12 protein-coding genes and 1 tRNA gene are annotated in these 12,103 nt (G+C 54.8%); 11 read left to right on the top strand and 2 right to left on the bottom strand.

The window, feature by feature from the left end:
- The first annotated feature begins 895 nt into the window (after positions 1-895).
- The 10 genes from AC22LX_RS12205 (at position 896) to AC22LX_RS12160 (ending at position 9,227) form a co-directional block, all read left to right on the top strand.
- Positions 896-1,351 carry a phage tail protein gene (locus AC22LX_RS12205; RefSeq protein WP_047047262.1) on the top strand — a complete coding sequence of 152 codons (456 nt, stop codon included), beginning with the start codon at positions 896-898 and terminating at the stop codon, positions 1,349-1,351.
- A complete protein-coding gene (locus tag AC22LX_RS12200) occupies positions 1,351-1,971 on the top strand; it encodes a tail fiber assembly protein (RefSeq protein WP_487333994.1) in 621 nt (206 codons plus the stop codon). The genes AC22LX_RS12205 and AC22LX_RS12200 overlap by 1 nt, the downstream gene beginning before the upstream one ends.
- A gap of 133 nt (positions 1,972-2,104) precedes the next feature.
- The gene (locus tag AC22LX_RS12195; RefSeq protein ID WP_487333993.1) at positions 2,105-3,277 is read left to right on the top strand and encodes a phage tail sheath protein; all 1,173 of its coding nucleotides are present in this window, start codon (positions 2,105-2,107) and stop codon (positions 3,275-3,277) included.
- 9 nt (positions 3,278-3,286) lie between these two features.
- Complete coding sequence (locus AC22LX_RS12190; RefSeq protein WP_063447388.1) at positions 3,287-3,802, top strand: phage major tail tube protein; 516 nt, start codon at positions 3,287-3,289, stop codon at positions 3,800-3,802.
- A 54-nt stretch (positions 3,803-3,856) separates the two neighbouring features.
- Positions 3,857-4,159: a phage tail assembly protein gene (locus tag AC22LX_RS12185; protein ID WP_047079026.1), complete on the top strand. Its 303-nt coding sequence runs from the start codon at positions 3,857-3,859 to the stop codon at positions 4,157-4,159.
- A gap of 14 nt (positions 4,160-4,173) precedes the next feature.
- Positions 4,174-4,293 (top strand): GpE family phage tail protein, encoded by a 120-nt coding sequence (locus AC22LX_RS12180; RefSeq protein WP_012440340.1) that lies wholly within the window; start codon positions 4,174-4,176, stop codon positions 4,291-4,293.
- On the top strand, positions 4,286-7,360 hold the full coding sequence (locus AC22LX_RS12175; protein ID WP_487333992.1) for a phage tail tape measure protein: 3,075 nt from the start codon (positions 4,286-4,288) through the stop codon (positions 7,358-7,360). The genes AC22LX_RS12180 and AC22LX_RS12175 overlap by 8 nt, the downstream gene beginning before the upstream one ends.
- Positions 7,357-7,842, top strand: coding sequence for a phage tail protein (locus AC22LX_RS12170; protein ID WP_047049588.1), 486 nt, complete (start codon positions 7,357-7,359; stop codon positions 7,840-7,842). The genes AC22LX_RS12175 and AC22LX_RS12170 overlap by 4 nt, the downstream gene beginning before the upstream one ends.
- Positions 7,839-8,939: a contractile injection system protein, VgrG/Pvc8 family gene (locus tag AC22LX_RS12165; protein WP_200144676.1), complete on the top strand. Its 1,101-nt coding sequence runs from the start codon at positions 7,839-7,841 to the stop codon at positions 8,937-8,939. Before AC22LX_RS12170 ends, AC22LX_RS12165 begins: the two co-directional genes overlap by 4 nt.
- Positions 8,940-9,008: 69 nt before the next feature.
- Positions 9,009-9,227, top strand: coding sequence for a DNA-binding transcriptional regulator (locus AC22LX_RS12160; RefSeq protein ID WP_071993490.1), 219 nt, complete (start codon positions 9,009-9,011; stop codon positions 9,225-9,227).
- A gap of 136 nt (positions 9,228-9,363) precedes the next feature.
- Here AC22LX_RS12160 and AC22LX_RS12155 read toward each other — a convergent pair.
- A tRNA-Ile gene (locus AC22LX_RS12155) sits at positions 9,364-9,439 on the bottom strand.
- A gap of 125 nt (positions 9,440-9,564) precedes the next feature.
- On the opposite strand from AC22LX_RS12155, the gene mug reads away from it, so the two are divergent.
- The gene (gene mug, locus AC22LX_RS12150; RefSeq protein WP_045392228.1) at positions 9,565-10,071 is read left to right on the top strand and encodes a G/U mismatch-specific DNA glycosylase; all 507 of its coding nucleotides are present in this window, start codon (positions 9,565-9,567) and stop codon (positions 10,069-10,071) included.
- Positions 10,072-10,141: 70 nt separating this feature from the next.
- On the opposite strand, the gene rpoD is transcribed toward mug, so the two are convergent.
- Positions 10,142-11,986, bottom strand: a complete 1,845-nt coding sequence (gene rpoD, locus AC22LX_RS12145) for an RNA polymerase sigma factor RpoD (RefSeq protein WP_015369628.1) — start codon at positions 11,984-11,986, stop codon at positions 10,142-10,144.
- Between the last annotated feature and the right edge of the window lie 117 nt (positions 11,987-12,103).

Here is a 12,103-nt window from a genome sequence, read left to right as displayed (position 1 = left end):
CGACAAATCAAAAGCGCGTGGATCGCTGGAGCTGGGAACGGCAGCGACAAAAGACGTCGGAACCGGCGCGGGTCAGGTGATTGGCGTCGGCGGCTTTGGTCTGGGGGCGGATAAAATCAGCACCACTGCGATTGATTTTAAAACACGTATTTTCCGCGCCGGTGAGTCTTTGCTCCTCAAAATGGAGAGTTGTACCAATATCCCTGTCGGTCTGCCAAACGGTAAAGGAGAGTATGTTTACGCGCATTGTTTAGGTGTCAGGGATAACAGCTACGGGTGCACCGTTATTTTTATTTCTCACAACGCAGGGAATATTTCTTTTATCGGTACCCGATATAACAATACGACTAGCGGATGGACATTGATGCGGGTAGGTAATCAGGACGAACTGTCGAAATACCTCTCTTTAGCCGGTGGTGATATTACCGGGCGTCTCGGTGTCGGTGGTGTTCTTCAGGTCGGTAAAACGGGAACGGAATCCCTTATCACTCTCGGTGCGTCAACTGTGATGAGGGATAACGCGAATAATGCGCTGGTTATCAGCAGCGAGTCGGGGGCGGGAACGAAAGCGGGGGTATTTTTACGCCCTATCGCCAGCACTGACAGCACCATGCAAATGCAGGGTAATGCTGATGGCTGGTTTACTGACAAGTTCACTCCAAAAAGTCTCAAAATAACCGGAACAGACGCCATCAATAAAAGCGGCGCGTATTCCTACACCGATGGAAGTCAGAAATTTAATCAGACTGATGGTTTGTTTATGTTGGGCGTAGGTGAGCAGTACGGAAAAATCAGATTCACCGAAATGGTGGGGTAAAGGGCTTTTCTCGGTTTTGAAATCAAGGGAGGGGATACCACTGCCTGGGTCGAGTTCCGGCAGGACGGGAGCTTTGTCATCAACGGTACCGATGTTTCCCCTGTTGGTATTCCCCAGCCGTGGCCTCTGACGAGCGCTCCGCTTGGCTGGCTTATCTGTAATGGTGCGGCCTTTGACAAGGCGATGTATCCCTATCTGGCTGCGGCTTATCCATCAGGCAAATTACCCGACCTGCGCGGTGAGTTTATTCGTGGCTGGGACGCCGGGCGCGGAGTGGACGCAGGGCGAGCCATTTTGGCTGCGCAGGGCGACGCTATCAGAAATATTACTGGTTCAATTAATGCCGTAGGTGGGGAAGGTGGTGCGCTCTATTTTAAATCGACTCCAGCGAATACCTCATGGGTGCATTGGGGAGGCGATAATACTTTCCACGATGTGATGTCATATGGCTTTGACGCTTCTCGTGTCGTCCCCACCGCATCAGAAAACCGACCACGCAACATCGCATTTAACTACATCGTGAGAGCAGCATAATGAGCAAATACAATACTGAATTACCTGTCGCAAAACTGAATAAAAACGGCATTGCTACCGCTGCCGGCTGGCTCACGGTGTACAGCGTAGAGCCTCAACAACGTGAGTTTCAGTCGGTAACAATGGAATATTTAGCCGCGGGTGTGGGCTTGCCTGCTTTCGGTTATGCCGATAAACCAGATTTACCGGGTGACGGCTTTGCACTGGTGCGCAGCGCGGATGAAAAACAGTGGGAAAACATTGCGGATTATCGCGGTTTAACGGCTTACAGCACTGATACCGGGCAACCGGAAATCATCGCTTTTCTTGGTGAGCTGCCGGATACGCTGACGTTACTGGCACCTGTCACGGCGTATGATAAATGGAATGGTAGCCAGTGGGTGACCGACACGGCGGCGCAACATGCTAATGAGATTGCGGTTGCAGAACAGCAAAAGCAGGCTCTGCTTTCTGAGGCGCAGCAGCAAATCACCGGATGGCAAACCGAGCTGCAGCTCGGCATCATCAGTGATGATGATAAGGCCAGACTGATTAGCTGGATGAACTACATCAAAGCCGTGCAGGCAGTGGACACCTCTAAAGCGCCGGATATTAGCTGGCCTGAGCTTCCGGAAGATTAATCCCGTCCCCGCATTCGCGGGGGTTTTTATTCCCCTTTCATTGTGCCATGACCCACACATAGCCCGCAGCGTGCGCCGCGTGCATATCAACCAGAACATAGGCGTACCCCTTGTAAACCGGAGAGACTGCCTTATGGCTCAGGATTACCACCACGGGGTGCGCGTTGTTGAAGTCAACGAGGGCACCCGATGCATTACCACGGTGAGCACCGCCATCGTGGGCATGGTCTGCACCGGCGATGATGCTGATGCGTCCATGTTTCCCCTTAATAAGCCGGTTCTGCTGACCGATGTGCTGACCGCCAGCGGCAAAGCGGGCGAGTCCGGTACGCTGGCCCGCTCGCTGGATGCCATTGCCGACCAGGCTAAACCCGTGACCGTCGTTGTGCGCGTGGCGCAGGGCGAAACCGAAGCGGAAACCACCTCCAACATTATCGGCGGTGTGACCGCTGACGGTAAAAAAACGGGCATGAAAGCACTGCTTTCGGCGCAGTCGCAGCTCGGCGTTAAGCCGCGCATTCTCGGCGTGCCGGGGCACGACACGCAGGCGGTTGCCACTGAGCTGCTGGGCGTGGCGCAGAGCCTGCGCGGGTTTGCTTACCTGTCAGCTTACGGCTGCAAAACGGTGGAAGAAGTGATTGCCTACCGTGACAATTTCAGCCAGCGCGAGGGGATGCTGATCTGGCCTGACTTTATCAACTTTGACACCGTGCTGAATGCCGATGCGACGGCTTATGCCTCCGCCCGTGCGCTCGGGCTGCGTGCCAAAATTGACGAGCAGACCGGCTGGCACAAAACCCTGTCCAACGTGGGCGTGAATGGTGTCACCGGTATTTCCGCTGATGTGTTCTGGGATCTGCAGGACCCGGCAACCGATGCGGGGCTGCTGAACCAGAACGACGTCACCACGCTTATCCGCAATGATGGCTTCCGCTTCTGGGGTTCCCGCTGCCTCAGCGATGATCCGCTGTTTGCTTTTGAGAACTACACCCGCACGGCGCAGGTGCTGGCTGACACCATTGCAGAGGCGCACATGTGGGCGGTGGATGGCGTGCTTAACCCGTCGCTGGCCCGCGACATTATCGAAGGTATCCGCGCCAAACTGCGCAGCCTGAAAACGCAGGGCTACATCATCGGCGCAGACTGCTGGCTGGATGAGGCGGTGAACGATAAAGACTCTCTGAAAGCCGGGAAGCTCACCATTGACTACGACTACACGCCAGTGCCGCCGCTTGAAAACCTGATGCTGCGCCAGCGCATCACCGATCGATACCTGCTGGATTTCTCCAGCCAGGTCAGCGCGTAAGGGGACACCATGGCTTTACCACGTAAGTTAAAACACCTGAACCTGTTCAACGACGGGAACAACTGGCAGGGGATCGTTGAGTCTCTGACCCTGCCGAAATTCACCCGCAAGTTTGAGAAGTATCGCGGCGGCGGTATGCCGGGCGCGGTGGACGTGGACATGGGGCTGGATGACGGCGCACTGGACACGGAATTTTCAATCGGCGGCACCGAACTGCTGTTATTCAAGCAGATGGGCAAGGCCACGGTTGACGGCATCCAGCTGCGTTTCACCGGCTCCATTCAGCGTGACGATACCGGCGAAGTCCAGGCCGTTGAGCTGGTTGTGCGCGGGCGTCATAAAGAAGTGGATTCCGGCGAGTGGAAAACCGGAGAGAGTAGCGCCACCAAAGTCAGCAGCACCAACAGCTACGCGAAGCTGACCATTAACGGTGAGGTGCTCTATGAGGTTGATGTGGTCAACATGATTGAAATCGTTGACGGCGTGGACCTGATGGAAGAACACCGTAATGCCCTCGGCCTCTGATTAACCATAACGGCGCGGGAAGCCGCGCCAGTATTTCATTAACAGGAAACGAATATGAGCGACAAGCTGACTGAAAAGACCGTACCACTGGATACCCCGATCAAGCGCGGTAAAACGGAAATTACTGAAATTGTGCTGCGTAAGCCGCAGTCCGGTGCACTGCGTGGCACCCGTCTGCAGGCCATTATGGATATGGACGTGGGCGCGATGATGACCGTTATTCCGCGCATCTCCACCCCGACGCTGACCGCGCAGGAAATGGCTGAGCTGGACCCTGCCGATCTCACCGCGTTGTCGGTTGAGGTGGTGACTTTTTTGTTGAAGAAGTCGGTGCTTGCCGGTTTACCGACAGCCTGACGGTTGATGATCTGGTGGCAGATATTGCCACCATCTTTCACTGGTCGCCGTCCGTCACTGACGTTATGCCGCTGACTGATGTGCTGGAGTGGCGGCATAAAGCGATTCAAAGAAGTGGGGCCAGCGATGAGTGACAATAACCTGCGCTTGCAGGTGATTCTTAATGCGGTTGACAAGCTCACCCGCCCATTCCGATCCGCGCAGGCCAGCTCAAAAGAGCTGGCTACAGCCATTCAGCAAAGCCGCGCCCGTTTAAAAGAGTTAGATGCCCTGGCGGGCCGTATTGACGGTTTCCGCAAGGCCAGTGCTCAGTTAGCAGTCACCGGCAACAGCCTTAAAGCCGCACGCGAAGAAGCGGCTAAACTTGCCACGCAATTCTCTGCCACCAACCGCCCGACGGCGGCGCAGGCGCGGCTGCTTGAGCAGGCAAAAAACCGTGTTACAGAGTTGCAGAGTAAATATAACGGCTTGCGTCAGTCGGTACAGCGCCAGCGTCTTGCGCTCAATGAAGCCGGGCTGGACACGAAAAAGCTCAGTAGTGCACAACGGGAACTGCGGCAGAATGCCGACGAAACCCGGCAGGCGCTGGACCGGCAGCAGAAATCCCTGAAACGCCTGGGCGAACAGCAGGCGCGAATGAACGCCGTCCGCGATCAGTATTCGCGCCGTCTTGAGGTGCGGGATCGTATCGCCGGGGCAGGGGCAACCACAACAGCAGCGGGGCTGGCAATGGGCGCGCCGGTCATGGCAGCGGTGAAAAGCTACGCCAGCATGGAAGATGCCATGAAAGGCGTGGCAAAGCAGGTAAACGGGCTGCGGGACGATAATGGCAACCGCACAAAACAGTTTTATGACATGCAGGCTGCCATCAAGGCCGCCAGTGAACAGCTGCCGATGGAGAATGGCGCTATAGATTATGCCGCGCTGGTTGAAGGTGGCGCACGCATGGGTGTCATCAATCAGGACGATCCTTACGAAGACCAGAAGCGTGACCTGCTGGCCTTTGCATCCACGGCGGCAAAAGCGGCAACGGCGTTTGAGCTACCCGCTGACGAACTGGCGGAAGGGCTGGGTAAAATTGCGCAGCTGTATAAAGTCCCCACCCGCAATATTGAACAGCTGGGTGATGCGCTGAATTACCTGGACGATAACGCCATGTCAAAGGGTGGGGATATTATCAACGTGCTGCAGCGCATGGGGGGCGTGGCTGACCGCCTCGACTTCCGAAAGGCCGCCGCGCTGGGTTCAACCTTCCTTTCTCTGGGCGCTGCGCCGGAAATTGCCGCGAGTGCCTCGAATGCCATGGTACGTGAACTTTCCATTGCAACCATGCAAAGCAAGCGCTTTTTTGAAGGTATGGACTTGCTTAAACTCAATCCCGCAGAGATTGAGAAACAGATGACCACCGACGCAATGGGCACTATCCAGCGCGTTCTGGAGAAGGTCAACAAGCTACCCAAAGATAAGCGCCTGTCTGCCATGACCATGGTTTTTGGCAAAGAATTTGGTGACGACGCAGCAAAGCTGGCTAACAATCTGCCGGAATTACAACGTCAGCTAAAACTCACCTCAGGCAATGAAGCGAGCGGCTCCATGCAGAAAGAATCTGATATCAATAAAGACTCTTTATCTGCGCAGTGGTTGCTGGTTAAAACAGGTGCGCAGAACGCTTTCAGTAGTCTGGGCGAAACGCTACGCCAGCCACTGATGGATATTATGGATTCTGTAAAACGCATCACCGGCGCACTACGTCGCTGGGTGGAAACCAACCCGCAGCTGGCAGGCACGCTGATGAAAGTTGCAGCGGCGACTGCCGCGATCACCGTTGCGCTCGGTACGCTGGCCGTGGCGGTAGCTGCTGTACTGGGGCCGCTGGCGGTGATCCGGTTGGGCCTGTCTGTGCTGGGTGTAAAAACTTTACCTTCTGTCACTGCGGCTGTGACCCGCACCGGTAGTGCATTGTCATGGCTGGCAGGCGCGCCGCTTTCCCTGTTACGTCGTGGCATGTCCTCATCCGGCGGTAGTGCCAGTCTGCTGAGTGCTCCCTTTCATTCCCTGCGACGTTCTGCCGGACTGGCTGGCAACGCACTGAAAGCGGTAGCAGGTGCACCGCTTACCATGCTACGCGCGGGAATGTCAGGCATACGTAATGTTATTGGTATGGTGGTGAATCCGCTGGCGGCGCTGCGGGGTGGGTTATCTGCCGCTGGCGGCGTGCTGCGCTTTTTGGTTTCCGGCCCGATGGCATTACTTCGCGTTGCGCTGTACGGGATTTCCGGCCTGCTGGGTGCGCTGCTCAGCCCAATAGGGCTGGTTGTAGCTGCGCTGGCTGGTGTGGCGCTGGTTGTGTGGAAATACTGGCAGCCCATCAGGGCATTTTTAGGTGGTGTGGTGGAGGGGTTTAAAGCCGCAGCTGCACCGATCAGTGCTGCCTTTGAGCCATTGCGGCCTGTTTTTCAGTGGATTGGTGACAGGGTGCAGGCTTTGTGGGGATGGTTTACTGATTTGCTCACGCCGGTTAAATCCACTTCCGAAGAACTGAACAGCGCAGCGGCAATGGGGCGCAGGTTTGGTGAGGCGCTGGCTGAAGGTCTGAATATGGTGATGCACCCGCTTGAGTCGCTTAAATCAGGTGTGTCGTGGTTACTTGAAAAACTCGGCATCGTCAGTAAGGAGGCGGCAAAAGCAAAACTCCCCGAACAGGTTACACGGCAACAGCCTGCCACGGTGAACAGTGACGGTAAGGTAGTGCTGCCGCCAGGTGGATTTCCGTCTATGGGGTTTGCAGGTATGTATGACAGCGGAGGCACGATCCCGCGTGGTCAGTTTGGCATCGTTGGGGAGAACGGCCCTGAAATAGTGAACGGTCCCGCAAATGTGACCAGCAGGCGGCGCACTGCCGCGCTGGCTTCCGTCGTTGCAGGTGTCATGGGCGTAGCTGCAGCGCCTGCAGAGGCCGCACCTCTGCATCCGTACAGCCTACCAGCAATGGCATACAAACAAAGTCAACCTGTGAAATCTGCCAGCGTACCGTCAGTGATCCGTTATGAGATTAACGCGCCCATTCATATCACTGCCCAGCCTGGGCAGAGTGCGCAGGATATTGCCCGCGAAGTCGCGCGGCAGCTTGATGAGCGCGAGCGCAAAGCCAGGGCGAAAGCGCGCAGTAATTTCAGCGATCAAGGGGGATATGATTCATGATGATGGTGCTTGGGTTATATGTCTTTATGTTGCGTACCGTGCCCTATCAGGAGCTGCAGTATCAGCGAAGCTGGCGACACGCCGCAAACAGCCGGGTGAACCGCCGACCATCAACGCAGTTTCTTGGACCGGATAACGATTCGCTGACGTTATCTGGTGTACTGCTGCCGGAAGTCACCGGCGGCAGGCTGTCATTGTTGGCACTAGAGCAAATGGCTGAGCTGGGCAAAGCGTGGCCCCTGATTGAGGGGAGCGGGACCATTTACGGCATGTTTGTGATCGAGGGGCTGAGTCAGACAAAAACGGAGTTTTTTGCAAGCGGAATGCCTCGCCGTATTGAGTTTACGCTGACCCTGAAAAGGGTTGATGAGTCGCTGTCTGATATGTTCGGTAATCTCAGCGATCAGCTCAGTAATCTGCAGAACTCTGCAACGTCTGCAATCGGTAATATTAAAAACACGGTTGGAGGGATGCTTCAGTGAATGTTAGTTCTGAACTTTTTGATCCCAACAGCAAAAGCCCGGCTTTCAGTATCACCATTGAAGGTAAGGACGTAACTACCGTACTGGATGCCCGTCTGCTGAGTCTGACGCTGACCGATAACCGGGGTTTTGAAGCAGACCAGCTTGATCTGGAGCTGGACGACGCTGACGGGCAGATTGTTCTGCCGCGACGTGGTGCCGTTATTCATCTGGCGCTGGGATGGAAGGGGCAGCTGCTTTTCCCAAAAGGTGCATTCACTGTGGATGAGATTGAGCATAGCGGTGCCCCTGATCGTCTTACCATCCGGGCGCGGAGTGCAGATTTCCGGGAAACCCTCAATACCCGGCGTGAAAAGTCATGGCACCAGACAACGGTGGGGGAGGTTGTAAAGGAAATTGCCGCCCGGCATAAGCTCAAAATGGCGCTGGGTAAAGACCTGACAGATAAGGCGCTGGATCATATGGACCAGACCAATGAAAGCGATGCCAGTTTTCTGATGAAACTGGCGCGCCAGTTTGGCGCGATTGCTTCCGTTAAGGATGGAAACCTGCTGTTTATCCGGCAGGGGCAGGGAAGAACGGCGAGCGGTAAGCCATTGCCTGTTATCACCATTGAGCGTAAAGCCGGTGACGGTCATCGTTTTACCCTGGCTGATCGTGGTGCTTATACCGGCGTAATTGCCAGTTGGCTGCATACCCGCGAACCTAAGAAAAAAGAAACAACGAAAGTTAAGCGCCGTCGGAAGAAAACCACCACACCTAAAGAGGCGGAAGTAAAACAGGGTGATTATCTGGTGGGAACGGATGAAAACGTGCTGGTACTAAATCGCACCTATGCAAACCGCAGTAATGCTGAGCGTGCGGCAAAAATGCAGTGGGAGCGTTTGCAGCGTGGTGTTGCGTCATTCTCCCTGCAGCTTGCAGAGGGCCGGGCAGATCTCTATACAGAAATGCCAGTAAAGGTGAGCGGTTTTAAGCAGCCTATCGATGAGGCCGAATGGACCATTACAACTTTGACGCATACGGTCAGCCCGGATAATGGCTTTACTACCAGTCTGGAGCTTGAAGTAAAAATTGATGATTTAGAAATGGAATAATTTTGTTCACAAAATGGATGGTTGGTATATCATTATGTGATTGCGAGAAATCGGTGGGGAGAGACAGATATGATGAATTGTCCGAAATGCGGACATGCTGCACATACTCGTAGTAGCTTTCGGGTGTCTGATAACACTAAAGAACGCTACTGCCAGTGCCAGAACATTAATTGTGGCAGCACATTTGTCACCCATGAAACCGTCGTGCGCTACATTGTTACTCCTGGACTTGTGGATCATGCACCGCCACACCCATTAAATAGTGGTCAGGGACACATGAATTTCTAACAAACTAACCCGCTTCGGCGGGTTTTTTGTTGATAGTAGCTGAAATCCTGCTGCCATTTTGCTGCCAATGGATATTCAAGCAACAAAAAAGCCACTCTTTCGAGTGGCTTAATTATATGATTTTAAAGCTAAAATTTGGTGGCCCCTGTTGGGTTTGAACCAACGACCAAGCGATTATGAGTCGCCTGCTCTAACCACTGAGCTAAGGGGCCGTGGCGAGGGATTATAATGTAACTGCACGCGGCAATCCAGCGTAAAGCGCGCGCCTGCTGTTTTTATAAACAATGCATTTTCAATCCTTTATAATCAGCTTTTTAGTCATTCAGCCGGAGAAATTATGATTAGCGATATCCTGGCGCCGGGGCTGAGGGTGGTCTTTTGCGGTATCAATCCGGGGAAGTCCTCCGCGCATACGGGGTTTCATTTTGCCCATCCCGGCAATCGATTCTGGAAGGTTATTCATCAGGCGGGGTTCACCGAGCGGCAGCTGAAGCCGGAAGAGGAGCAGCATCTGTTGGATACCGGCTGCGGTATCACCATGCTGGTTGAGCGGCCGACGGTACAGGCCAGCGAAGTCGCCCTGCTGGAGCTGCGTAATGGCGCGCAGGAGCTAATAAGCAAAATTCAGGACTATCAGCCGCAGGCGCTGGCGGTGCTCGGCAAGCAGGCCTATGAGCAGGCGTTCAGGGTGCGTGGCGCGAAGTGGGGACGCCAGGAGGCGACCATCGGTGAAACTGAAATCTGGGTGCTGCCCAATCCCAGCGGTTTAAACCGGGCGTCGCTGGACAAGCTGGTTGAAGCCTATCGCGAACTGGATGAGGCGCTGGCGGGGCGAGGGCGGTGATGACGCCCGAATAGCTGGCATAAAAAAAGCTCCCCGCGGGGAGCTTTTTACTCTGTTTGCAGCGCGACGATTAATCGTCGAGGAAGCTACGCAGCACTTCAGAACGGCTTGGGTGGCGCAGTTTACGCAGCGCCTTCGCTTCGATCTGACGAATACGTTCGCGGGTAACGTCGAACTGTTTACCCACTTCTTCCAGCGTGTGGTCGGTGTTCATGTCGATACCGAAACGCATACGCAGCACTTTCGCTTCACGAGCGGTGAGGCCCGCCAGCACGTCGTGCGTTGCCGCACGCAGGCTCTCGGTGGTTGCAGAATCCAGCGGCAGTTCGAGGGTGGTATCCTCGATGAAGTCACCCAGATGCGAATCTTCATCGTCGCCGATCGGCGTTTCCATGGAGATAGGCTCTTTGGCGATTTTCAGCACCTTACGGATTTTGTCTTCCGGCATCAGCATGCGCTCAGCCAGTTCTTCCGGCGTCGGCTCGCGACCCATTTCCTGCAGCATCTGGCGGGAGATACGGTTGAGCTTGTTGATAGTCTCAATCATATGCACCGGAATACGGATGGTGCGCGCCTGATCCGCGATGGAACGGGTGATCGCCTGACGGATCCACCAGGTGGCGTAGGTGGAGAACTTGTAACCACGACGGTATTCAAACTTATCTACCGCTTTCATCAGGCCGATGTTGCCTTCCTGAATCAGGTCGAGGAACTGCAGACCGCGGTTGGTGTATTTCTTGGCGATAGAAATAACCAGACGTAAGTTCGCTTCAACCATCTCTTTCTTCGCACGACGGGCTTTCGCTTCGCCGATGGACATGCGACGGTTGATATCTTTAACCTGCTCGATGGTCAGGCCGGTTTCTTCTTCAATCTGCTGCAGTTTCTGCAGGCCGCGCTGAACGTCTTCTTTAACGTCATGCAGCTTCTCGGACCACGGCTTGTTCATCGCCACGGCGGCGTTGAACCAGGTTTCGCTGGTTTCGTTGCCGGTGAACAGGGTGATGAAGTTTTTCTTCGGCATTTTGCACTGTTCAACGCACAGCTTCATGATGATACGTTCTTGAGTACGAACGCGATCCATCATGCTGCGCATGCTGTTGACCAGGTAATCGAACTGTTTCGGCACCAGGCGGAACTGTTTGAAGACCTCGGACAGCTTGAGGATCTCTTCCTGCGCGGCGGCGTGGCTGCGGCCTTTCGCTTTGATGGTGTCGCGAGTCAGCTCGTACTGGGTGCGCAGCTCGGCGAATTTCTCGCGGGCCAGCTCCGGGTCGATGCTGTTATCGTCATCGCTGTTGTCGTCGTCGTCATCTTCTTCTTCATCTTCGTCGTCGTCCATCTCTTCCTGAGACAGCTCGGAACCGACGTGAGTGGCGGTCGGCGCCATATCTTCTTCAGCGTTCGGATCGACGAAGCCGGTGATCAGGTCAGACAGGCGAGCTTCTTCAGCTTCGACGCGGTCGTACTGCTCCAGCAGATAGGTGATGGCTTCCGGATATTCCGCAACGGAGCACTGGACCTGGTTGATCCCGTCTTCGATGCGTTTAGCGATGTCGATTTCGCCTTCACGGGTCAGCAGTTCAACGGTACCCATTTCGCGCATGTACATGCGCACCGGGTCGGTCGTACGGCCAATTTCAGATTCAACGCTCGACAGCACCTGTGCCGCCGCTTCTTCTGCGTCTTCATCGGTATTATTGGAGGTTTCAGCAAGCAGCAGATCATCGGCATCCGGTGCTTCTTCCATCACCTGAATACCCATGTCGTTGATCATTTGGATGATGTCTTCGATCTGATCGGAGTCGACGATATCTTCCGGCAGATGGTCATTGACCTCGGCATAGGTCAGATAGCCTTGCTCCTTACCACGTTGGACAAGAAGCTTCAGCTGTGACTGCGGGTTTTGCTCCATAAGACGGTATCCACACTTAATTCGTTTGATTGGTGCAGGCAGACGAACTGCCAACATTTAAAGCGAGGGCGTACTTATATTATTGCCGCTGCGCCTCAGCGCGGCTGTCGGGGGCTT

It is taken from the genome of Klebsiella sp. PK01 (genome assembly GCF_057624675.1).
Note: the sequence above shows the minus strand (reverse complement) of the source record. Positions and strands in the feature narration are given on the sequence as shown.